Here is a 22,758-nt window from a genome sequence, read left to right as displayed (position 1 = left end):
TTCGGATAGCTGATTTTGATCGTCCTTCCGGTAACTGTGCCATGCCTTCTTTCCCACACTACGCCCGCCTATATTGAACCCGCGCACCGAGGTCGACAGCGGTGCGCTTCAACCGGCCCTATTCAGACGGCTGCGAACACCGTCCGCCCCGCATTAATCGACGACAACAACAGGAGACAAAGATGCCTGGTCTTTTCAAAACAGGATGTGCAGCACGAGGCTGGCTGCCGGCAGTACGGGCCTGGCTTCTTCAACGGACCGTCAGCGGCAGATCGATTGCCGCGCTAATGGGCGCCGCGCTCATTGCGCTGCTCGGCATGCCTATCAATGCGAGCGCTGCCACCACTGGCTTGGCCAATTTGCCCGCCGTCATGCCCGCCATGAACTGCGCCGCCGTGATGAGCATGGACCTCAGCGGCGTCACCGACGGAACGGTCACCATTACCTCGGCCACGGTGCTTCCCGCGGGCACCGTCGTGGGACAGAACACATTGCCGGCAGCAGTGTGCGACGTAAAAGGGACGATCGGACCTGGCGCCTCGCTGTTCGAGTTGCAATTGCCGACGCAAGGCTGGACGCAACGCTACCTGCAAGCCGGTTGCGGCGGCCTGTGCGGCAACCTCTCTGTCAATGCGCCGATGGCCTCGACCTGCGTGCCCGTCACCAACGGACAGATCGCGATGGCCGCGACCGACATGGGTCACGAAGGTGGCAACGACGGCTCGTGGGCGCTCAATCCGCAGACCAAGATCGATTTCGCGTACCGCGCGGAGCATGCCACTGCACAGGTATCCAAAGCAATTATCAACAAGTTCTACGCGCGGCCGGCGAAGTATTCGTACTTCGACGGTTGTTCCGATGGGGGCCGTGAAGCGTTGATGGAAGCACAGCGTTTCCCGGACGACTTCGACGGTATCGCAGCGGGCGCGCCGGCGAACGACCTCATCGTGCAAAACACGTTCCATCACGCGTGGCCAGCGGTGATCAACGTCGATCCGAAGACCGGCAAATACATTCTGCTCGCGAGCAAACTGCCGTTGATCCACGCGGCCGTGCTGCAAGCGTGCGATAGCATCGACGGCGTGGCGGACGGCGTGATCGACAATCCGCAGGTATGCCACTTCAATCCGCAATCCATGCTGTGCGCAAAGGGCCAGGCGGCATCCACCTGCCTCTCGCAGGCTGAAGTGAATGTCGTACGCCAGATTCATGACGGCGCGACCGATGCGAACGGCGTCCACCTCGAGCAAGTGGTCTCGCGCGAATGGGGCGGCGAATTGAACTGGAGTCTGTTCGTGCCGGCCACCGACGCCGGGCCGAGCGGGAGCATCAACTTCGTTTTGCCGTTCCTGCAGTACCTCGACTATTTCAACGGTTCGAATCCTTCCGCCACCTTGAGCAACCTCAAGTTCACGATCGAAGGCTTCCTGAAAACCGTGCCGGTGTCGAGCTATCTCGCGGCAACCGATCCGGACCTGAGCCCGTTCGCGCGTCGCGGCGGCAAGCTGATTTTGTGGCACGGCCTCGAAGATCAGCACATCACGCCGCGCGGCACCATCGAGTACTACGAGCAGATGAAGTACTACATGGGTAGCGACAAGGTGGATCAATTCACCAAGCTCTATCTGTTCCCCGGCGTCGCGCACTGCGGTGGCGGCAATGGCCCGAACACGTTCGACATCGTGACGTCGGTGATGGCGTGGGCGGAGACCGGCACCAAGCCGGGCAAGATCGTCGCCTCGATCGTGGATGCGAATGGTCAAACGACGCGCACGCGTCCGGTGTTCCCGTATCCGTCGGTGGCTCATTACACGGGCTCGGGCAGCACCGACGACGCCGCCAACTTCGTAGCCTCCACGCCGTCGTCGGACCCGCGCGTCGATCTGCACTGGATCGGTGAGTGGCTCTACTCGCCGGGCTACGAAGCCTGGTGCCAAACGCACGGTTCGGATCTGATCTGCAAAGGCGGCAATAACTGGAGCAGCTATCGCAAGGTTCCGACTCACTGGGACAATAACTGACGTCAGGCAAGCACCATTGAATTGAACTGCCTACGCTCCTGCTATCCGCACCTCTTGCGAGGCAATGCGGATAGCAGCATCTTCAACCACAAAAAAAAGCCCGCTTTCGCGGGCAACCCTTCTCAACACGACACACAACCACTTCAACCCTTCGTCGCCCCAAACGTCAAACCGGCGACAAAATGCTTCTGCATCGCAAAGAACATTGCCACCGAAGGCAACGCCGCGAGAATCGACCCCGCCGATACGAGATTCCACGCCGTGGTCCACTGCCCTTTCAGCGCGGCTACGCCCACGGTAATCGGCGCGGCATCGTCACCTTGAGTCAGACACAGCGCCCAGAAGTAGTCGTTCCAGACGAACGTGAACACGAGAATCGCCAATGCCGCGAGCGCCGGTCTAATCAACGGCAGCACGATCTTGAAGAACACCGTCCATTCATTCGCACCCTCGATGCGCGCCGCCTCGACCAGTTCGAACGGCAACTGCTTGATGAAGTTGCGCAGAAATAGTGCGCAAAAACCGGTCTGAAACGAAACATGAAACAGAATCAGCGCACTGACGGTATTGAACAGACCGAGTTGCAGCGACAGATCTCGCACCGGAATCATCAACACCTGCACCGGCACGAAATTGCCCGCCACGAAGGTCGCGAACAAAGTCGAATTACCGCGGAACCGGTAGATTGCCAGAGCGAAGCCCGCCATCGCCGCCAATGCAATCGAGCCCACCACGGCAGGCACCGTGATCAACACGCTGTTCCAGAAGTAATGCAGCATGGGCGACGTGGTCAGCGCCTCGCGATAGTTATCGAACATCGCGAAGTGCTTCGGCCATCCCCAGTAGTTGCCCTCGCTCAACTCTTCCGTCGAACGCACGGACGTGACGAGCACGGCGATCATCGGCAGCAGCCAGATCAGCAGCGCGACCGGCAGCGTCAATTTGTACATGCGGCGAGTGGCCGGCTTCCATTTGTCGATGGGAATCGGAAACATGGTCGGCTCCTTATTGCTCGGCGCGCAGCATCCGCCGCAAGTGATAAACGATGTACACCAGCATGATGGCGAACAGCACGACCGCCACCGCCGCCGAATAGCCGATGCGGTAGTACTTGATCGCCTGGTCGTACATGTAATACGCGAGCACGGTCGAGCTTTCGAACGGACCGCCGCTCGTCATCACCGAGATCAGATCGAAACTGCGCAGCGCGCCGATGATCGTCACGACGATCGCCATGAACGTGGTCGGCCGCAGTTGCGGCAGGATCACGTGCCACAGCATCGACCAGCCGCGCGCGCCTTCCATGCGCGCGGCCTCGATCTGCTCGGCGTTCAGCGAGGTCAGCCCGGTCAGATAGAGAATCATGCAATAAGCGGTTTGCGGCCACAGTGCCGCGAACACGATCCCGAACGTCGCATAGCGCGGGTCGCCGAGTACCGGCACGCCGTGGCCGAGAATCATCGCGAGCAGGCCGAAGGTCGGGTCGTAAAACCACGAGAAGATCAAGCCGACCACCACGCCCGACAAGACGAACGGCGCGAAGAATAGCGATTTGACGATACGGATGCCGGCGACCGCCTGATTCAGATACAACGCGACGGCGAGTCCCGTCGGCGGAGCGAGCAGAAACAGCAGCAGCCAGATGACGTTGTTCTTCAGCGCGGTGTAGAAGGTTTGCGCATGAAACAACTCGACGTAGTTCGCGAGTCCGACGAACGACGGCTCGCTCATTCCGTCCCAGTTGAAAAAGCTCAGGCGGATGGTGGAGAGGATCGGCCACACCACGTAAATGGCTACCATCACGCAGGCCGGCGCGAGGAACAGAAAAGCGGCGCGCCGCTGCCGGCGCGCGGTGGGCGACGGACCGCGCCGCCGCGAACTGGCCGGCTTGCCGCCGCGCACGGCGCCGCCCGGTGCGGGCAAGCCCGGGCCACCGGGCTCAGCGGGACCGCTCACAGTGTGGCGGGTGACGGAATGCGACACGATCGTTCTCCAGATCCAAATCCTGAGTCAATACAACGGAAGGCGGCCTCGCGGCCGCCACCGCTCACTTCTTGTAGATCCGCTTGCGCGTCTGCTCGAGTTGCGCGAGCACGTCGTCGAGCTTCGCGGGGTCGGAGATGAACTGCTGCATCCCCTTCATGCCTTCGTCGGCCATTTCCTTGGTCATGTCGCGATCATAGAACTGCGCAATGCCGCCCTTGGTGTTCGCAAGAATCTGGAAGCCGATCCTGGAGATCGGATCTTCCGGTTCCGGCGACTTGCTGTTCGCCGACAGAGAGCCCAGACCAGTCGCCAGCTTCGCGCCGATTTCCGGCGTTTCGACGAACGCCAGGAACGTGTGCGCATCCGCCTTGTTCTTCGCCTTCGACGGGATATGCAGCGACTCCACCGGGCCGTCTTCAGCAGTCGGCACCTTCGCGTCGATGATCGGGAACTGGAAGTAGCCCATTTCCGGCTTCACGTTCGGCGGGAAACCCGCGGTGATGAACGTGCCCATCAGCATCATCGCGGCCTTGCCCTGGAACAGGAACGGCTGCACCGAATCGAGATCGTAGGAGAGCGAGTTGTCGATGAAATAGCCCGCGTCGATCAATTGCTTCCACGTCGTGTAAACCTTCTTCACGCGCGGATCGGTGTACGGAATTTCGCCCGCCATCAGCTTCTGGTGAAACGCGTTGCCGTTCAAACGCAAGTCGAGATAATCGAACCAGCCGGCAAGCGTCCACGAATCACGCCCTGCCACGGCGATCGGCGTGATGCCGGCGGCCTTCAGCTTCTTGCAGTCTTCGAGAAACTGATCCCACGTCTTCGGCTCGCCGCTAATACCTGCCTTTTGAAACAGATCCTTGCGATAGAACATGCCCCACGAGTAGTACACGGTCGGCGCGGCGTACTGCTTGCCCTTATACGACGACGCTTCCTTGGTCGACGCATACATGTCGTTCCAGCCGTTCTTCGCCCAGTCGCCGCTCAGATCTTCGAACAGGCCGCGCTGCGCGTAATAAGCCATGCGTTCGCCGTCATGCCAGTTGACGATGTCGGGCGCGACGGTCGTCAGCCAGCCGGGCAATTGCACCTTGTACGCTTCTTCGTCGACGAACGACACTTTCACGTCGATGCCGGGATGCGCCTTCTTGAAGTCGTCGATCACCGACTGCCAGACCGCGCGCTGGCTCGCGCCCTTGAACGCGATATTGGCCGTGAGCGTACCCGCCTGCGCCGTGCTGACGGCAGACGTCCCCACCGCCGCGGCGGCCAGCGCGAGTGCCAACAGAATCTTGCGTGGTTTCATTTTCATGTTGCCTGTCTCCTTGATTCCTTGATTTTGCGTCGTTGTCGTTACTGCATGGAATTTCGTTGGACACTGCGTCGGTGCATCAGGTCGTCATTGTGTTCGATAGACGGCCACGCCTTGCGGTTCGACCGCTTGCGAACCGAACACGAAAGCGTCGTCGGCTACGTCGGTGAGCGTGTGCGTTTCGTTGCCGTAGTTGAACACGTAGGTCAGCGCGCCGCGGCGGCTCACTCGCACGCCGTCGCCCAATGCGAAAGTTTCGAGTCCCGCTTCCTGTGCGATCCGCGCGAACAGACGCACCGTGAGCGCGTCGTCGAACAGACTCGCCAGGTAGTGGAACGCGCCGCCTTGTACATACGCGGGATGGCCGTCCGCGAATCGAGCTCGCACGTCGAGCGATTCCGTCGCGTCGGTGTCGATGAAATCACGCCAGTGACGGGCGAAACCGTCTGCTTCGCCAGCACCATCGCCAGCACCATCGCCGTCGGCAAGCCGCACTGCTTCCGTCACATTCGGACGCATCGATTCGACGCGCCACACGCGCAACGGCAACACCGAAGCCAGCGCGCCGGGCGGCAGGTTCGCGGGAATCTGCAAATCTTTGGTCTTCGAACCCGTGCGCGGTCCGAGCACGACCTGCGCACCCGAACACGCGAGACGCTCCGCAAACGCCACAGGCACGACCGGCAACGGCGGCACGACGATCAGGCTGTAACCATCCAGCGGCGCGTCGACCGGCACGATATCCACATCGAGCCCAAGCGCACGCAACGCCGAGTAATACTCGAAGGCGAAGCGCGGATAGTGAAAGTCCGCTCCCTGCGGATGAATCTCGAACAGCCACTTCGCCTCGTAGTCGTAGACGAGCGCGACTTTCGAACGAACCGCGGCGTTGGCGTCGGCATTCGCGGCAAGCACCGTGCGAATCTCGCCGGCGACTTGCGACGCTTCGTTGCCGCCCACGTCCAGCCGATTGTCCGGCGTGTTCAAGCCCGCATGCATCTGTTCCTGCGCGAACGGCGCCTGACGCCAGCGGAAGTACGACACGCAACCCGCGCCATGCGCGAACGCCTCCCAACTCCACAGCCGCACCATGCCCGGCAACGGCGCCGGATTCCACAGCGCCCAGTTCACCGGACCCGGCTGCTGCTCCATCACCCAGAACGGCAGCTTCGACATGCCACGATAAACGTCGTGATTGAACGACGCGAAGTCCGGATGCCCGCTGCGCAGCCAACGCGCTTTCACTTCCGGCGCGAACCATTGCTCTTCGAGCGCGCCGAGCGGATAGCTGTCCCACGTGGCCACGTCGAGATCGGCGGCGACCTTGTAGTGATCGAACTCGGTGAAGAGTTGCATGAAGTTGTGCGCAACCGGCCGGCCCGGCGAATGCGCGCGGATGATCTCGACCTGCATGCGGTTATAGCGCGCCACTTCGTCGGAGGCAAAACGCCGGTAGTCGAGGCGATGCGAAGGATGCGCTTCCGTCACGGTCGCCACCGGCGCGTCGATCTCGTCGAAGCTGCGGTACTCCATGCTCCAGAACACCGTGCCCCAAGCGCGGTTCAACGCGTCGATGGTTTGATAGCGCGCCTTGAGCCACTCGCGAAAGCGCCCCACGGCCGCCGGCGAATAACTGACCACCGTGCTATGGCAACCGAACTCATTGTCGGTTTGCCAGTAAGCGACAGCCGGATGCTTGCCATAGCGCTCGGCCACCGCCGTGCAAATCTTCTGCGAAGCGGCGAAATACGAAGGCGACGAAAAGTCATAGTGACGCCGCGAGCCGAACGCACGCGGACGGCCATCGGCGCCGATCGGCAGAATGTCGGGATGGCGGTCGATCAGCCACTTCGGCGGCGTCGCGGTCGGCGTGCACATCACCACTTGCAGGCCGGCCGCGCCGAGCACATCGATCGAACGGTCGAGCCAGCCCCAATCGTATTCGCCCGGCGTCGGCTCAATGCGGCTCCAGGCAAATTCGGCGATCCGCACCTGTTCGATGCCGAGGGCTTTCATCCGGCGAGCGTCGTCTTCCCACATCGACTCCGGCCAGTGTTCCGGGTAATAACAGACTCCAAGGCGCATCCGAATGTCCTCTATGCGTAATGTTCGACGGATTCCAGCGAAGCGGCGGCAAAGCCGTCTTCGGTAAATAAATGGCAGGCGGAACGGGGCACGCGCAAGCTCGCGCGCTCGCCGGGCGCGAGGCGCGTATTGCCCGGCGCTTTGGCGATCAGCGCGGCGCCGCCGGGCTGATCGAGGTGGACATAGCTGTGTTCGCCGAGTTGTTCGACGAGCGAGACGCTGCGTGTCAGCACCGCATCGTCCGGTGCGACGGAAGACGGATCGACAAATTCCAGGTGCTCAGGGCGCACGCCGAGCGTGACCGCTTGCGAGGTTTGCAGCCCCGCGCCGTTCACCGGTACGCGCGCAGTCTCCTGCGTGTGATCGAGCGTGACGGTGACGCCTTGCGCATCGACCGAGGCCACTCTTCCGGGCAGAAAATTCATGCGCGGCGAGCCGATGAAACCCGCGACGAAGCGGCTCTTCGGACGGTGGTACAACTCGAGCGGCGCGCCGATCTGCGCGATGCTGCCGTAGCGCTCGGTGTCCTTGCCGGCATGCAGCAGCACGATCTTGTCGGCGAGCGTCATCGCCTCGATCTGGTCGTGCGTCACGTAGACCACGCTGGCTTTGGCGAACTGCTTGTGCAGCCTCGCGATCTCGATGCGAGTCTGGCCACGCAGCGTGGCGTCGAGATTGGAGAGCGGCTCGTCGAACAGAAATACACCCGGCTCGCGCACGATCGCGCGGCCAATCGCCACCCGCTGCCGCTGGCCGCCCGACAACGCCTTGGGCTTGCGTTCGAGCAGCGCTTCCAGTTGCAGGATGCGCGCGGCTTCGCGCACCTTGCGATCGATTTCGTCCTTCGGGGTTTTCGCGAGCTTCAGGCCGAACGCCATGTTCTCGAACACGCTCATGTGCGGAAACAGCGCGTAACTCTGGAACACCATCGCCACGCCGCGTTGCGCGGCCGGCACGTCGTTCATGAGTTTGCCGCCGATCGAGAGGTCGCCGTCCGTGAGGTCTTCGAGTCCGGCGATCATGCGCAGCAAGGTGGACTTGCCGCAGCCGGACGGACCGAGAAACACGCAGAACTCGTTTTCGCCGATCTCGAGATCCACGTCGCGGATCACCGGCGCGCCGTCGCCATACGCCTTCTGCACGCCTCTTAACGAAATGCTCGCCATTGCATCGACTCCGTGATTTAATCGGCTCGAAGTCGGAGATTAAGCGCTTAATCAGCACGGCCGAAAAAATCGATCGCTTGGGATCGTTTGGGCCTTGCCTGTCTCCGAGATCGTTTTGTCTGTGCGACAGATGGTGCCGCGCCTTGGCGCGCGATGCAAATGTCGGGCAGCCATCCCAAATAATGAAAACATTATGCCCACACTCAGCGAAGTCGCGCGTCATGCCGGCGTCACCCCGGCCACGGTATCCAATGTGCTGCGCAATCGCGGCCGGGTCGGCGCGACCACCCGGCAGCGCGTGCTCGAAGCCGTCGAGGCGCTCGGCTACCGCCCGCATCTCGCCGCTCGCGCGCTCGCCGAAGGCCGCGCGCCGACGCTCGCGCTGATGGTGTCGAGCATCGCCAATCCGTTCTATCCGGAGTTCGCGCTCGCCGTGGAACGCGCGGCGCGCACGAGCGGCCACTTCGTGATCATCTGCAATACGAACGAAGATCCGCACACCGGCCGCGCGTATCTCGACCAGATCGCCGGCACGCTTTCCGAAGGCGTGCTCGTGACGAACGCGAACCTCGATTTCGCGGATCTTCATACGACCGAATCACGCGGCACGCCGGTCGTGCTGTGCATGTGGGAACGGCCTAACGAGCCGCCGGGGTTGCCGTGCGTCGCGGTCGATTTCCGGCGTGCCGGCGAACTGGCGGGCGCACATTTGCTGGAGCTCGGTCATAGACGGATCGGCGCGATTGTCGGCAGCAAAGCGTCGGGCATTCATGCGGCCCGTTACGAAGGTTTCGTCGATGCACTGCGCGCCGGCGGCGCACCGAAAGGCCGTGTCAAACATGCGGCCGATACGATCCAGGGCGGCTACGAAGCAGCACGCGCGCTGCTCGAAAGCGATCCGAAGCTCACCGCGATCTTCGTGACCAACGACCTGCCCGCGCTCGGCGCGATGCACGCCGCCGCCGACCTCGGCCTGAACGTGCCAACGGACCTGTCCGTGATCGGCATCACCGACATTCAACTCGCTCGCGAATCGCGCCCCGCCTTGACGACGGTCGCCGTGCCGACGGTCGAAGTCGCCGGGCTCGCGGTATCGCTGTTGCGTGAGCTGATCGAGTCGTCGTATGGACAGGCGGGTCGCCCAACGACCAGCGTGCCGATGCGCATCGCCTCGCCGCCCGAACTGGTTGTGCGTGCGTCCACGGGCGTGCCGCGTTCGCGCTGATGTGGCCGTAACAGCATCGCGTACGTTACGTAGCGAATCCTCGCTACGCGCGCGCCGCCTTCCTTACACGCCGTCCGCAAACGCCCGTCGCAAGCGGTCTCGCAGACTGCGCACGGCATTCATCCAGCGATCCATGCAGTTGGCACGGTCCCTGCAATAACTGAGGGAAAGGCCGAGCGCCGCGACGACCCACAGGCCGTCCGCGCTCTCCAACCGGCCGGGCCAAGGCCGTAACACGCATGGATATTCGAATGATTGCCGATCTCTCGCTGGATGCTGACGTCGCCGAACAAACCCAAGAAACCCTCGGTGCCGACTCGAGCTTCGCACAGCGCCACCCCTTGCGAATCGCCGTGTGTCTGCGCCAACTGGTGGCCGGACAGGACTTCGTCACGGTCGAGTTCGACGGCCGGCAAATCGTCACGCAGATACTCGATGTCGACTCGCGCAATGCGCGTTTCGTCTTCGATGCCGGCAGCGTGGCCGATGACAACGCTGCACTGCCCGCTGCGCGGCAACTGACGTTCCGCAGCCTGCCCGGCGGCATCCGCACCGAGTTCACGACGTTCGATGCCACACCGACTCAGTTCGACGGTTTGCCGGCTTTCGAAGCGCCCTTCCCTGCGTTGCTCTACTACGTTCAACGGCGCGAATTCTTCCGCGTGCAAACGCCCGTGCTCGATCCGTACATCGCGAGCGGCGCATATCTGGATGGCGGCTCGTTTCGGCTGGAGTTGCAGGATCTGTCGCTGGGCGGCATCGCGTTGAACACCGCCGACGAACGCTTCGGCTCGCTCGAACGCGGCACGGTGCTGCGCGACGTCGCATTGCAACTCGGCGGCTTCGGCATGCTGCGACTCGATCTGGAAATCGTCGCGCCTCGGCAGGTAACCACGGCGAAGGGCGACCGGCGCTTTGTGATCGGCTGCAAGTTCGTCGCGACGCCGGGCCCTGCCGAGCGGACCTTGCAACGCGTCGTCACGCAACTCGAAACGAAGCGGCAAGCGCTCGCGCCGCGTCGCTAATCGGCTCGTCACGGACATCGTGGATAACCACGATGTCCGCGCACTTAAGGGTTCGCTGAATACCCTCGCGACGCCAACGATTTAGCGTCTGGAAAACCTCAATCAGCTTTCAGTTCGCCTTCATTCGAGCCAGGACTTTCCCCAAGCCCGATCGGTCGATCTCGCACCGCACTACTCCACCGAATCCCCGCCACATAAGGCGCTCAGCCCGCAGGCAGCTTTCCGCGCGCAATCTTCCATTCCGATGATTTCCTTGACGCGCGTCGACGCGCCTGCTGTACTAAATCAACCAGAGTGATTTAAGCGGCACGAATCGACCCAGCTACAAGTCGTTTCGAACCGCCTTCATCTCGCAGCAGATTGCAAAACCAGGTTGTCAGCACGCAGCGTTCGCGCAGGCAACCGCCAGTACCACAACGTCGTTGCCAAAAACCGGAGGAGCGTCCCATGAATCTGAATTCCCGCAGGCTTCCTGTCGCCAGGAAAATCGTGTCGATGTGCGTCGCCGCATCGGCGGTTTGGTGTGCGAGCGCGAGCCAGGCGGCTGACCAGCCTGTCGTCGGCCTCATCACCAAGACCGACACCAACCCGTTCTTCGTGAAAATGAAACAGGGCGCCGAAGCGGCCGCCTCGAAAGACGGCGCGAAGTTGATCACCGCGGCCGGCAAGTTCGACGGCGACAACGCGAGCCAGGTCACCGCCATCGAAAACATGATGACGGCCGGCGCGAAGGCGATTCTGATCACGCCGAGCGACACCAAGGCGATCGTGCCGAGCATCAAGAAAGCGCGCGCCGCCGGCGTGATGGTCGTCGCGCTCGACACACCCACCGATCCGCAAGACGCCACCGACGCCCTCTTCGCCACCGACAACTTCAAGGCCGGCGTGCTGATCGGCAAATACGCGAAAGCCGCGCTCAACGGCAAGCCCGCGAAGATCGCCACGCTCGATCTCGCGCCCGGCGTCTCGGTCGGCGTGCTGCGTCACAACGGCTTCCTGGAAGGTTTCGGCGTGAAGGAAGGCGACCCGTCCGTGGTGTGCAGCCAGGACACGCGCGGCGATCAGGCCAAGGGCCAGACGGCGATGGAAAACTGCCTGCAGAAGTCGCCCGACATCAACGTGGTCTACACCATCAACGAACCGGCGGCAGCGGGCGCTTACCGCGCGCTGAAAGCAGCGGGCAAGGACAAGAGCGTGATGATCGTCTCGATCGACGGCGGCTGTGAAGGCGTGCGCAACGTCAAGGCCGGCGCCATCGCCGCGACCTCGCAGCAGTATCCGCTGAAGATGGCCTCGCTCGGCGTGACGGCCGGCGTCGAATACGCGAAGACCGGCAAGAAAGTCTCCGGCTATCAGGACACCGGCGTGACGCTGATCACCGACAAACCGATGTCCGGCAGCGACAGCAAGGACACCAAGTTCGGCCTCGACAACTGTTGGGGCAACAAGTAACGCGCACTGAACAGCGGCCCGCTTCGCCGGGCCGCCATCGGATTTGCCGCGTGGCCAAAGCGCCACGCTCCTGCATCGAGGTCATCCATCATGTCGACTCCTTCCGCGCCCGCCAGCCACTCGCGTTCGTTCGCCGAGCGCATGCCATCGCTTGCCGAGGTCGGGCCACTCATCGCGCTGGTACTGGCATGCGGCTTCTTCATTTCGCAGAGCAGCCGCTTCCTGTCGTTCCAGAACCTCTCGCTGATCCTGCAGCAAACCATGGTGGTCGCGGTCATCGCCATCGGCCAGACGCTGATCGTGCTGACCGGCGGCATCGATCTTTCGTGCGGCATGGTGATGGCGTTCGGCTCGATCATCATGACCAAATTCGCGGTGACGCTCGGCGTACCGCCGGCCCTCGCGATTCTCTGCGGGGTCGGCGCGAGCACGCTGTTCGGCGCGCTCAACGGTGTGCTGATCACGCGCATCAAACTGCCGGCCTTCATCGTTACATTGGGTACGCTGAATATCGCTTTCGCGCTCACGCAGATCTATTCGAACGCCGAGAGCGTGTCGAACCTGCCGGACGCGATCATGTTCTTCGGCAACACCTTCAAGCTCGGCCCCGCGGATGTCACGTACGGCACCGTGCTCACCTTGCTGATGTATCTGGCCACCTGGTTCGTGTTGCGCGACACCGTGCCCGGCCGGCATCTGTACGCGCTCGGCAATAACCCCGAGGCCGCGCGCCTGATGGGTCTGTCGTCGCAGAAGATCTTGCTGACCGTGTACTCGCTGGCCGGCGCGATCTACGGCATCGCCGCGCTGTTGTCCGTATCGCGTACCGGTGTAGGCGATCCGCAGGCGGGGCAAACCGAGAATCTCGACAGTATTACCGCGGTCGTGCTCGGCGGCACGAGTCTGTTCGGCGGACGCGGCTCGATTGTCGGCACGCTGCTCGGTGCGTTGATCGTCGGCGTGTTTCGCAATGGGTTGACGTTGATCGGCGTTTCCTCGGTCTACCAGGTGTTGATCACCGGCATGCTGGTGATTCTCGCGGTGGCCGCGGACAAACTCTCCCATCGTCGCGGTTGAACAGCCAGAGGAATCCGTCATGTCTACCCCAACTTCAGCTTCTTCCGCGATGCCCGTTCTGCAGGCGCGCGGACTCATCAAACGCTACGGCAATGTGACCGCGCTCGACGGTTGCGACTTCGAAGTGCTGCCCGGCGAGATCATGGCCGTGATCGGCGATAACGGCGCGGGCAAATCGTCGTTGATCAAGGCCCTTTCCGGCGCCACGGTGCCGGACGAAGGCGAGATTCTGCTCGACGGCAAGCCGGTCAAATTTCGCAGCCCGCTCGATGCCCGCGCGCAAGGCATCGAAACGGTGTATCAGGAACTCGCGGTGGCGCCGGCCATGAGCATCGCCGAAAACCTGTTCCTTGCGCGCGAACTGCTGAAACCCGGCTGGCGCGGCTCGATCTTCAAGATGATTGACAAGCGCCGCATGCTGGACGAAGCGACCGCGCATATGAAGGACTTGCAGATCGGCATCCGCTCGATGCGCCAGGCCGTCGAAACACTCTCGGGCGGCCAGCGTCAGGGCGTGGCCGTGGCGCGCAGCGCGGCGTTCGCGCGGCACGTGGTGATTCTCGACGAGCCGACCGCCGCGCTCGGCGTGAAGGAAGGCAACATGGTGCTGGAACTGATCCGGCGCGTGCGCGATCGCGGCTTGCCGGTGATCCTGATCAGCCACAACATGCCGCACGTGTTCGAGATCGCGGACCGCATTCATATCCAGCGACTCGGCCGGCGCGCGGCGCTGGTGAACCGGGCGGACATCCATATGTCGGAGGCGGTGGCAATCATGACCGGCGCAAAGGAAGCAGACGTCAAGGCGATTGCATGATGCGCGCATCCTGCTGAGCGGGCGGCCGCCATGGAAACCACCGGCACCCGCTCGCCCCTCAAACGCACGGTCGGCTCGAATCAGGTCGGCATGCGGCAGTTCAACGAGCGCATCGTGTTGCAAACGATCCGCCTGCATGGGCCGCTGCCGAAAGCCGACGTGGGCCGCCTCACGCGTCTTTCGATGCAGACCGTGTCGATGATCGTCGAGCGTCTCATCGAGGACGGCCTGCTCGAAAAGCAGGCGCGCGTGCGCGGCAAGATCGGCCAGCCCTCGGTGCCGATCGCGTTGCGCGCGCAAGGCGCGTACACCATCGGCATCAAGGTGGGACGCCGCAGTCTCGACGTGCTGGCGATGGATTTTGCCGGCCACGTGGTGCACCGCGACGTCTTCGACTACGCCTATCCCGATCCACGCACGCTGTTTCCCGCGCTCGAAAATAAACTCGCGCGCGTGAATCAGACGCTCGGCGCGAAGGCCAGCCAGGTGGTCGGCGTGGGCGTTGCGGCGCCTTTGTGGCTCGGCGGCTGGCGTGATTTCCTCGGCGCGCCGCCCGACGCGCTCGAAGCATGGAACGAGATCGATCTGCGCTCGCGCATCGGCACCATGACGGGCTTGCCCGTCGAATTCGCCAAAGACACCACGGCCGCCTGCGCCGCCGAACTGGTAATGGGCCAGGGGCGCGGCATCCACAATTTTCTGTATCTGTTCGTCGGCACGTTTATCGGCGGCGGTCTTGTGATCGACGGCCGTCTGCATGGCGGCCCGCACGACAACGCGGGCGCGGTCGGCTCGATTCCGCTGCGTGAAGGTGGCGCGCGCAAACCCGGCCGTCAACTGCTACACGCGGCGTCGGGCTTCGTGCTCGAAAAGCTGTTGACCGATGCGGGCGCGCCGGCCGCGGCCGCGCACGATCATCGCGCGTTGTCGCCGGAAATGTGGCGGCATACCGAGCAATGGCTCGACGGCGCGTGCCCCGCGATCGCCAATGCGTTGACCAATGCAGCCGCCCTGCTCGATCTCGAAGCGATCGTGATCGACGGCGAACTCGACCGGCAACTGTTGCGCGAAATCATTCGCCGCACTGAGCGCGTGCTCGATCGTTTCGAATGGGAAGGCATGGTGCGTCCGCAATTGCTGGAAGGCGCGATCGGCGCCGACGCGCGTGCAATGGGCGGCGCGATTCTGCCGCTCTATGCGCATTTCGCGCCGGTGCATGAGTTGTTCCTGAAGCCGGCGGTGGAGACGGTTTATTAGGCGCTGCGGGTGTGGCTCATCGGCGTCAACATCAACACCGGCACGCTGCGCCCGATGCTCATTGCGCGGCAACCTTCGTAACCGAAGCCGTCTTCACAGGCGTCTCATTCAGCAACGGCTGCAACACCGGCGCCAACGACTTCAGCAATTGCACCGACAGCGCGCTCGTGAACTCGTAATGCGCGGCATACGGTTCATGCACCCATGCGGTCAAGGTGCCGTAGAACCGGTCGCCCATCGCGAACACGAAGGTCGCGCTGCGGTTCACCTTGCGCGACTCGATCAGCCGAGCGCCTTTGGCGAACACATTGAAGCGCTGATCGCCGGTTCCGGTCTTGCCGTACACCTCGAGCGTCTGGCCATCGGGGAACGTCATGCCTTGCGCGAGACGCTTCGCCGTGCCGCCCGTCACGACATCGCGTAACAACACTTTCACCGTGCTCGCGATTTCCGGCGACAACTGCTGCTCCGGAGCAACCGCAGCACGCTTGAAGTGCGTTTCGTAAGGCGTGTCTTTCGCGAAGTCGAGCTGCGTGAGACTTTCGGTCGGCACCTTGTTGCCGTTGTTGGCGATCACGCCGATCAGTTGCGCGAGCGCGGCCGGCCGGTCGCCCGACGCGCCGATTGCCGCGGCATACGAAGGCGTAAGCGTCGCGAACGGATAGCCGAGCGCCTGCCATGATTTGCCGATCGCATCGTAGGCACGCAGTTCGACCATGCGTTTGATGCGGCGGTCTTGCGTCGCGTGATAGCGCGTCTTGAAGAGCCACGAATAAGTCGACAGACGCACGTCGCGGCTCGCGATCTGGATCTGTTCGAGCGTGGCGTCGGGATGCTCGCGCAGATAGTTGAGCGTCCACAATTCGAGCGGATGCACGCTCGAGATATAGCCGCGATCGTTCAGATTGAAGCGGTCGATGGCGTATTTGGCGTACAGGTTCGCCAGATCTTCGTCGTCGAGCACGGAGGCGGCCGGCGTATTTTTCAGCGCCGCGCGCATCTTGACGTTGAACCACGCATTCGACTCGTTCGGCGCAACGCTGCGCAGCACCGTCGCCACCTTGGGCGGCGATTTGCGCACACCGAGCAGCAGCAGCGCCAAGGCCTGATCGGGTGTCTTGCCGTGATACTTCGTGTAGAAACGGTTCATGTACACGCGGCTTTCCTGATCGGCGAAGCGCGTCAGATACATCTTGCGCGTCTCGGGATCGCCCAGCCATTGCGCCGACGGCCCGGTGGTCTGCACCATTTCGTAGTGGACGATGTCGCGCATCAGCCGCACGAACACCAGGTTCACCGAATGCTGGAACGCGCGGTGCACGGTCAGGATGCGGCCGTTGTCGTCGGATTCGAAATTGTTGAAGGTCTGCGCGCCGCCGCCCGTGTAGAACGTTTCACCGGGACTAGCCGAGTATTTGCGCTCCACGGCCGCGTCGAGCATGGCTTGCAGCGAACGGTCCGAGGTGTGCGCGAAATAATCGAGCGACCAGCGCGTGAGCTGATCGTTCGGATCGTACTTCACGGCTTTCAGCTCCGCTGTGCTCAGCGGTGCATAACGCTTGTGCAGATCGGAGACGATCTGCAAATACGTCACCACGGTACGCAGTTTCGCCGTCGAACCGAGATTCAGCCGCGCGCCGGAATTGATGTCGAAAGGCTGGTTGACGCTGTCGGTTTGCACGCGCACGAGGTTGGCGCCGTCGCGCCGCTCGAACAGTGTGAAGCTATAGGCGATCCTCGAAGGATCGTCCGACGCGCGCAGCATTTCGAAGCCGACCAGACCCGCGGCTTTCGCGCCGTCGCGCGTGGCGGCAGCGGCGAGCCGATCGCTCACGGCTTGCTGAACGGCGTTGTTGAGCGTGCCCTTCGCCTGCAGATCGAGGCGGTCGAGTTCGTAGAAGCTCGGAATGTTGAGCGCGGCCAGCAGATGCGAACGCATGGACGTCACCGCTTTACGCGACACGAAAGAATCCGTACTAGCGGTTTTAGCGGGCGCGCGATGCAAATCGACCACCGCGGAAAGCGCGGCGTCGCGCAACGGGATCGACACGATGCCGCCGTTCGCCAGCAGCCGCAGATAACTGTCGGTCAGCCGTTCGAGTTCCTTATAGCCGTGATGCAGGAAATACGACGGCGCGCGTTGCGCGATCATCAACGAGAGCACCTGCCGGAATGCAACGCCCTGCTCCGGCAGATTCTGTTCGGTCGACGGCGCTGTGAGGATGCGGTTGACGTCGTTGAAATCGCGGCCATACCAGGCGGCGAGACCGTCGCCGATACCGTTGATTTCGCCGATGCCCGGCTGCGCGGCCAGCGGCACCGAGTTGAGATAGTGGACCACGATCTGCTGGCGCGCCGGCATGGTTTGCGGGCCGTTCAGATAAGCGCGCACCGAAGCCGACGCGATCTGCCGCAACTTCTCCGGCGGCGTCGCCGTGCGGCCGCCGGCGGAGTGGCGGAATTTTTCGATCTGCGTGGCGAGCGTGCTACCGCCGGGCTGCGACTGATGGTGATTGAACACGCGCACGCCCTGATCGGCCAACGCGCGGCTAAAGCGCCCCCAGTCGATTGCCGGATTGCGGTTCGGCTGGTTCGGATCGAGCAGATAGCGGTCTTCGATAAACAGCAGCGAATTCACGAGCAGCGGCGGAATTGCCTCGAAGTCGTCGTACACGCGGCCGGGAAACTGCGCGGCGAAGAGCGGCGCGCCGGTGCCGTCGAAGAGTTGCAGGCCCGCGCGATCTTTTTCTTCGTACGGTAGAAAGAGGCCGTTATCCGCCAGCGACAGCATCCGCTCGGAATCGCGCGCCTGGGTGGTGATTTCAAAGCCGCGTTGCAGCAGACGCTGCTGGATCGACGGCAGCAACGCGTAACCCAGACGGCTGTCGTAAGGACCTTTGTCGGCTTCGGGAAAACGGATGGAATGGCTGGGACCGTCGGCGACGGAAAAACCCACGTCGCGAGTCAATTCGGAGAGATAGTGCGCCTGCAATCGCGAGGTTTCGATCTCGTTCTGGCAAAAGCGTGCCGCCAATGCCAGCGCGAGCAACAATGCCGCGACCAGCGCCCATTTGAACCATTTGCGCACAGACGCCGTGCCTGCCGCGCGAAACGGTAACCGAACCAGCGGCCGATTCATGGTGCTCTCCCCGAGCGGACGCCGGTTTCTTCTGGCCCGGCGCACCTTCGAAGCAGTGTAGCGCGGAACGTGAACTCGCCATCGGTTCGGATTTACCCGAGAGTGTCGCGGCTACAACACCCGTTCGCGAAGCATGGCGCGGCGTGATTTGCCATGCGATATTGAGCGTCTTGCCCGTGATGAAAAACCGCCGCTTCAGGCGGTTTTTTGCTTTCTCGCCGGGCGTTCCTGCAACCGTCCTTGCGCCTGTTCGATCGGCTGCGCGCACAGCAATTCGATGAACTGTTCCGCCGGCGGCGACAACACACCACCCTTGCGCGTCACGATGCCAAAAGTCTGCGAAGGCGACTTGAGCTTCACCGGCACGAGGCGCAGCATTTTTTGCCGAACAAATAAGGCGGCAATCGCCGTGGGCAACAGCGAAACCAGATCGTGACTGCTTTGCAGGAGCGCCACCGTCACGAATGTCGAGGCCGTGGAAACCGGGTTATCCGGCATCTGCAGACCGGCCAGATCCATCTCACGTTCGAGCAGCGCGTGCAGCGGCATATGCGACGGATACATCACCCAACGGTGGCCGGCCAGATCGCGCAGTTTCACCTCTTTCTTCGACAACGGCGGATGGCCGTAGCCGACCACCACCGAGAGCGGTTCATCGCCGAGCGGACGATAGTGATATTTCGACGGATCGGCCGCCACCGCCGCGCGGCCGATCACCAGATCGAGCCGGCCGTCGTCGAGTTGCCGCAGCATGCGCGCGCTCGTGTCTTCCACCACTTCGACGGAAAGACTCGGTTGCGTGGCATGCAGTTGATTCAGCGCCGGCACCACGCACTCCGGAATCGCGCCCATGATCGCGCCGATCGCGAGCCGCCCGCCGCGCCCGGAACGTATCTCGGCGACGTCCTGGCAGAGCGCGGTGAGATCGGTCGTCATGAGGCGCGCGTAGCGGATCACGCAATGGCCGAGCTGGTTCGGGATCATGCCGCTTTTCGAGCGCTCGAAGAGCGGCGCCTCGAGCATCGACTCCAGTTCCTGCAAGGCCTTGCTGGCGGCCGACTGCGTCATGGACATCGCGCCGGCGGCTTTGTGCAGCGACTTCAGGTCGTCGAGGGCGATCAGCAATTGAAGTTGCTTCATGCGCAGCTTCGACAGCAGGACGTTGAGGGTGTCTTTCATGGCGGATCGAATTGCAGCTTAGGTGAGTCGCAAAAGCGATCACAGGATGGAAACAATTCAATATACCTGCCGTGTTCAGCGCCGTATAGTCGCCTCAGTTGCATGGGACCAGAGTAAGCGCCAAAGCGCCAACTCTGTCGACATGCCGACATTCCAACGCCAACGAGACACCCATCACCATGACGCAGTCATCTCATCCTGCCGCAATGCGCGGCGTGTTCCCCGTCGCGCCGACCATCTTCGACGACGCCGGCCGGCTCGATCTGGAAGGCCAGAAACGCTGCATCGACTTCATGATCGACGCGGGTTCGAACGGGCTGTGCATTCTGGCGAACTTCTCCGAGCAGTTCGCGCTCTCCGACGACGAGCGCAACACGCTCATGCACGCCGTTCTCGAACACGTCGCGGGCCGCGTGCCGGTGATCGTCACGACCACGCACTTCAGCTCGTACCAGTGTGCCGAGCGCAGCCGCAGCGCGCAGGCCGCGGGCGCCGCCATGGTGATGGTCATGCCGCCGTATCACGGCGCGACGATCCGCATCGGCGAACGTGGCATCTACGAGTTTTACCGCACGGTGTCCGACGCGATCGGCATCCCGATCATGATTCAGGACGCGCCGGTGAGCGGCACCCCATTGTCCGCGCCGTTTCTCGCCCGCATGGCGCGCGAGATCGACAACGTGTCGTACTTCAAGATCGAAGTGCCGCAGGCAGCGAACAAGCTGCGCGAGCTCATCGAACTGGGCGGCGATGCAATCGTGGGTCCGTGGGACGGCGAAGAGGCGATCACGCTGATGGCCGATCTGGATGCGGGCGCAACCGGTTCGATGACAGGCGGCGGCTACGCCGACGGCATCCGTCTGATCATCGACGCCTATGCGACCGGCGACACCGAGGCGGCCGCCGCGCACTATCAACAGTGGCTGCCGCTGATCAATTACGAAAATCGCCAGGGCGGCCTTGCATCGTGCAAGGCGCTGATGAAGGAAGGCGGCGTGATCCGCTCGGATGCGGTGCGCCATCCGTTGCCGCAAATGCATCCGGCCACGCGCGAAGGGCTGTTGAAGGTTGCGCGGCGGCTCGATCCCCTGGTGCTGCGCTGGGGTCGTTAAAGCGCGCTTCGAAAGAGCCAGGCGCAAACTGAACCGACAAAAACCGCACGAACAAACAAGCCCATTCCGGTCCGGGCGATTGCCGACGAATCGTCAACCGCCCGGACCTGATCTCTGGAATGAGCCGTGCACCCCGTACTTCGTGATACCGCCCGCGACGCCTTATTTCCTCCTGCATCGCTTGGCTCCGTTGCCGGCCTCTGGTTTCGTCAGGCTAGCGCAACGGCCCTGCTCCCACTCACACGCACCCCGTGTCCTGATTGCCTGAAAGCGCGGCGCGGCGCGCCCTTTCGTCATGGCGCGAGCACGCGCAACGCCGGGCTCTGCAGCCAGATACGCAAACCGCTTCCTAACGGATGCAGGCCGACGAAAAAAAACCACATGCAAGCTGGCGGAGAAGTTGAGTAACATAGGCGCGCAAGCTCACCCTAACTCCCTCCATGACCGCCAATCCTCGAGAACTGACGCCGGAAACGCTCGCCGAGCTGCTCGAACGTGTCGCCAAACAAGACGGCGCGGCGTTGCGCGAGCTTTATGATCTCGCCGGCCCGAAACTGTTCGGCCTCGCGCTCCGTATATTGAGCAAGCACGAGTGGGCCGAAGAAGTTTTGCAGGACAGCTTCGTCAATATCTGGCGCTTTGCCGGCGACTATCGCCGCGCATTGTCCGCGCCGATGACGTGGATGTCGGCGATCGTCCGCAACCGTGCTCTCGATCACCTGCGGCGGGTCAACACGCAGGAAACGGAATGGAGCGATGCGTTGGACGATCTCGTGGCGACCGGCGACCCGGATCCGGAAGCGCTGACCGCGGTCAGCCTGCAGGCGCGTTTGTTGGCCGGCTGCATGCAGCAGCTCGAACCCGCGCAGCGCCAGGCGGTTGCCCTCGCGTATCTGCGCGATCAAAGCCATAGCGAGATCGCCGAAGTGCTGACCGTGCCGCTCGGCACTATCAAGTCGTGGATCCGGCGCGGCCTCGCCAAGCTGAAGACCTGCCTGGGAGGCGAGTGATGAATCTCCATCGCTATCCTCAGCTCGTCGATCTGCTGGCCGCCGAATATGTGCTCGGCACGCTGCGCGGCAGTGCGCGGCGCCGCTTCGAACGCTACGCGGACCACGACGTGACGATCCGCAAAGCCGTCGACGAATGGCAGCGGCGCATCTCGCCGATGGCCGAACTCGCCGAGCCGCGCATGCCGCCGGCCGCCGTCTGGGACGCCATCGAGCGGCGTCTCGGCCTTGCGGCCACGCGCGAGGCGGCACGTCCGCGCACCGTGGTGGAAACACCCGCGCGGCCGTCGCGCAGCATCTTCGAAAACCTGGCGTTCTGGCGCGGCTGGGCGCTTGGCGTCACGGGCCTCGCCGCGGTTGCCGTGGTGGTCGCGGTGCGCTCGCTGTTGCCGTCCGCCACGCCGCCCGTCACGGCGCCGACCGTTGCTCAGCAACCCGAAACGGCCGTGTCGCATGTCGCCGTGCTGAACAACAAGGACGCGCATCCGGTCATGCTGGTCGCGTGGGACGAAGCGCATTCGACCATGACCGTGCATCCGCTCGGCAAGGTCGAGTTGCCCGCCGGCCGGGCGATGGAACTGTGGGGCATTCCGGCGAGCGGCCATCCGGTCTCGCTCGGCATGCTGCCCGACAGCGCGAGCGGCAAGGTCACGGCCGGCCAGCAGAAGCCGGAGAATTACGCGGCGCTGGCCGTGTCGATCGAAGCGCCGGGCGGCTCGCCCGATCACAACGCGCCGAGCGGTCCGGTGGTCTTCACCGGCAAGCTGTTGCCGGTGTCCTAGGCGTTTCATGATCAGCCGGAGAAGGCCGGCATTCGCTCGACGCGAATGCCGGCCTTTGTTTTATACGCGCTTCGACACCGCGATCATGCGACGGCTGGACGCGAGCGCGC

17 protein-coding genes are annotated in these 22,758 nt (G+C 63.0%); 10 read left to right on the top strand and 7 right to left on the bottom strand.

Features of this window, described 5'->3' with window-relative positions; translation table 11 throughout:
- The first annotated feature begins 182 nt into the window (after nt 1-182).
- Entirely contained in the window at nt 183-2,021 is a 1,839-nt protein-coding gene (locus PQR54_RS11335; protein WP_408245552.1) for a tannase/feruloyl esterase family alpha/beta hydrolase, read from the top strand.
- A 143-nt stretch (nt 2,022-2,164) separates the two neighbouring features.
- Here the strand turns inward: PQR54_RS11335 and PQR54_RS11330 are convergent, their stop codons facing one another.
- The 5 genes from PQR54_RS11330 to PQR54_RS11310 form a co-directional block, all read right to left on the bottom strand.
- Complete coding sequence (locus PQR54_RS11330) at nt 2,165-3,016, bottom strand: carbohydrate ABC transporter permease (RefSeq protein WP_012426475.1); 852 nt, start codon at nt 3,014-3,016, stop codon at nt 2,165-2,167.
- A 10-nt stretch (nt 3,017-3,026) separates the two neighbouring features.
- A complete protein-coding gene (locus tag PQR54_RS11325; RefSeq protein WP_408245550.1) occupies nt 3,027-4,004 on the bottom strand; it encodes a carbohydrate ABC transporter permease in 978 nt (325 codons plus the stop codon).
- A 64-nt stretch (nt 4,005-4,068) separates the two neighbouring features.
- Nucleotides 4,069-5,322 carry an ABC transporter substrate-binding protein gene (locus PQR54_RS11320; protein WP_408245548.1) on the bottom strand — a complete coding sequence of 418 codons (1,254 nt, stop codon included), beginning with the start codon at nt 5,320-5,322 and terminating at the stop codon, nt 4,069-4,071.
- Nucleotides 5,323-5,409: 87 nt separating this feature from the next.
- On the bottom strand, nt 5,410-7,407 hold the full coding sequence (locus PQR54_RS11315; RefSeq protein ID WP_408245546.1) for a beta-galactosidase: 1,998 nt from the start codon (nt 7,405-7,407) through the stop codon (nt 5,410-5,412).
- Nucleotides 7,408-7,418: 11 nt separating this feature from the next.
- The gene (locus PQR54_RS11310) at nt 7,419-8,573 is read right to left on the bottom strand and encodes an ABC transporter ATP-binding protein (RefSeq protein WP_408245544.1); all 1,155 of its coding nucleotides are present in this window, start codon (nt 8,571-8,573) and stop codon (nt 7,419-7,421) included.
- 193 nt (nt 8,574-8,766) lie between these two features.
- Between PQR54_RS11310 and PQR54_RS11305 the strand changes: the two genes are divergently transcribed.
- The 6 genes from PQR54_RS11305 (at nt 8,767) to PQR54_RS11280 (ending at nt 15,426) form a co-directional block, all read left to right on the top strand.
- Complete coding sequence (locus PQR54_RS11305; protein WP_408245542.1) at nt 8,767-9,798, top strand: LacI family DNA-binding transcriptional regulator; 1,032 nt, start codon at nt 8,767-8,769, stop codon at nt 9,796-9,798.
- 251 nt (nt 9,799-10,049) lie between these two features.
- Entirely contained in the window at nt 10,050-10,823 is a 774-nt protein-coding gene (locus tag PQR54_RS11300; protein WP_408246058.1) for a flagellar brake protein, read from the top strand.
- A gap of 447 nt (nt 10,824-11,270) precedes the next feature.
- On the top strand, nt 11,271-12,275 hold the full coding sequence (locus PQR54_RS11295) for a sugar ABC transporter substrate-binding protein (RefSeq protein WP_408245540.1): 1,005 nt from the start codon (nt 11,271-11,273) through the stop codon (nt 12,273-12,275).
- A 90-nt stretch (nt 12,276-12,365) separates the two neighbouring features.
- On the top strand, nt 12,366-13,352 hold the full coding sequence (locus tag PQR54_RS11290; RefSeq protein WP_408245538.1) for an ABC transporter permease: 987 nt from the start codon (nt 12,366-12,368) through the stop codon (nt 13,350-13,352).
- A 19-nt stretch (nt 13,353-13,371) separates the two neighbouring features.
- Nucleotides 13,372-14,169: an ATP-binding cassette domain-containing protein gene (locus PQR54_RS11285; RefSeq protein WP_408245536.1), complete on the top strand. Its 798-nt coding sequence runs from the start codon at nt 13,372-13,374 to the stop codon at nt 14,167-14,169.
- 30 nt (nt 14,170-14,199) lie between these two features.
- Nucleotides 14,200-15,426 (top strand): ROK family transcriptional regulator, encoded by a 1,227-nt coding sequence (locus PQR54_RS11280; protein WP_408245534.1) that lies wholly within the window; start codon nt 14,200-14,202, stop codon nt 15,424-15,426.
- 58 nt (nt 15,427-15,484) lie between these two features.
- Here PQR54_RS11280 and PQR54_RS11275 read toward each other — a convergent pair whose 3' ends face one another.
- The gene (locus PQR54_RS11275) at nt 15,485-18,565 is read right to left on the bottom strand and encodes a transglycosylase domain-containing protein (RefSeq protein ID WP_408245532.1); all 3,081 of its coding nucleotides are present in this window, start codon (nt 18,563-18,565) and stop codon (nt 15,485-15,487) included.
- Between the two features lie 195 nt (nt 18,566-18,760).
- Nucleotides 18,761-19,744 carry a LysR family transcriptional regulator gene (locus tag PQR54_RS11270; protein WP_408245530.1) on the bottom strand — a complete coding sequence of 328 codons (984 nt, stop codon included), beginning with the start codon at nt 19,742-19,744 and terminating at the stop codon, nt 18,761-18,763.
- A 179-nt stretch (nt 19,745-19,923) separates the two neighbouring features.
- Between PQR54_RS11270 and PQR54_RS11265 the strand changes: the two genes are divergently transcribed.
- The 3 genes from PQR54_RS11265 (at nt 19,924) to PQR54_RS11255 (ending at nt 22,648) form a co-directional block, all read left to right on the top strand.
- On the top strand, nt 19,924-20,856 hold the full coding sequence (locus PQR54_RS11265) for a dihydrodipicolinate synthase family protein (protein WP_408245528.1): 933 nt from the start codon (nt 19,924-19,926) through the stop codon (nt 20,854-20,856).
- A 440-nt stretch (nt 20,857-21,296) separates the two neighbouring features.
- On the top strand, nt 21,297-21,866 hold the full coding sequence (locus tag PQR54_RS11260) for an RNA polymerase sigma factor (protein WP_408245526.1): 570 nt from the start codon (nt 21,297-21,299) through the stop codon (nt 21,864-21,866).
- Nucleotides 21,866-22,648 (top strand): anti-sigma factor, encoded by a 783-nt coding sequence (locus PQR54_RS11255; protein WP_408245524.1) that lies wholly within the window; start codon nt 21,866-21,868, stop codon nt 22,646-22,648. The genes PQR54_RS11260 and PQR54_RS11255 overlap by 1 nt, the downstream gene beginning before the upstream one ends.
- Nucleotides 22,649-22,758 lie beyond the last annotated feature (110 nt).

Source organism: Paraburkholderia phytofirmans, assembly GCF_046028095.1.
Classification (GTDB): domain Bacteria; phylum Pseudomonadota; class Gammaproteobacteria; order Burkholderiales; family Burkholderiaceae; genus Paraburkholderia; species Paraburkholderia phytofirmans_A.
This window is presented reverse-complemented; position numbering and strand designations above follow the sequence as displayed.

Excerpts from the sequence above, each read along its gene's own strand:
- PQR54_RS11275 (WP_408245532.1), bottom strand. The coding sequence starts at position 18,565 with ATGAATCGGCCGCTGGTTCGGTTACCGTTTCGCGCGGCAGGCACGGCG.
- PQR54_RS11315 (WP_408245546.1), bottom strand. The coding sequence starts at position 7,407 with ATGCGCCTTGGAGTCTGTTATTACCCGGAACACTGGCCGGAGTCGATG.
- PQR54_RS11310 (WP_408245544.1), bottom strand. The coding sequence starts at position 8,573 with ATGGCGAGCATTTCGTTAAGAGGCGTGCAGAAGGCGTATGGCGACGGC.
- PQR54_RS11295 (WP_408245540.1), top strand. The coding sequence starts at position 11,271 with ATGAATCTGAATTCCCGCAGGCTTCCTGTCGCCAGGAAAATCGTGTCG.
- PQR54_RS11255 (WP_408245524.1), top strand. The coding sequence starts at position 21,866 with ATGAATCTCCATCGCTATCCTCAGCTCGTCGATCTGCTGGCCGCCGAA.
- PQR54_RS11335 (WP_408245552.1), top strand. The coding sequence starts at position 183 with ATGCCTGGTCTTTTCAAAACAGGATGTGCAGCACGAGGCTGGCTGCCG.
- PQR54_RS11330 (WP_012426475.1), bottom strand. The coding sequence starts at position 3,016 with ATGTTTCCGATTCCCATCGACAAATGGAAGCCGGCCACTCGCCGCATG.
- PQR54_RS11320 (WP_408245548.1), bottom strand. The coding sequence starts at position 5,322 with ATGAAAATGAAACCACGCAAGATTCTGTTGGCACTCGCGCTGGCCGCC.
- PQR54_RS11305 (WP_408245542.1), top strand. The coding sequence starts at position 8,767 with ATGCCCACACTCAGCGAAGTCGCGCGTCATGCCGGCGTCACCCCGGCC.
- PQR54_RS11260 (WP_408245526.1), top strand. The coding sequence starts at position 21,297 with ATGACCGCCAATCCTCGAGAACTGACGCCGGAAACGCTCGCCGAGCTG.
- PQR54_RS11300 (WP_408246058.1), top strand. The coding sequence starts at position 10,050 with ATGATTGCCGATCTCTCGCTGGATGCTGACGTCGCCGAACAAACCCAA.
- PQR54_RS11290 (WP_408245538.1), top strand. The coding sequence starts at position 12,366 with ATGTCGACTCCTTCCGCGCCCGCCAGCCACTCGCGTTCGTTCGCCGAG.
- PQR54_RS11285 (WP_408245536.1), top strand. The coding sequence starts at position 13,372 with ATGTCTACCCCAACTTCAGCTTCTTCCGCGATGCCCGTTCTGCAGGCG.
- PQR54_RS11280 (WP_408245534.1), top strand. The coding sequence starts at position 14,200 with ATGGAAACCACCGGCACCCGCTCGCCCCTCAAACGCACGGTCGGCTCG.
- PQR54_RS11270 (WP_408245530.1), bottom strand. The coding sequence starts at position 19,744 with ATGAAAGACACCCTCAACGTCCTGCTGTCGAAGCTGCGCATGAAGCAA.
- PQR54_RS11265 (WP_408245528.1), top strand. The coding sequence starts at position 19,924 with ATGACGCAGTCATCTCATCCTGCCGCAATGCGCGGCGTGTTCCCCGTC.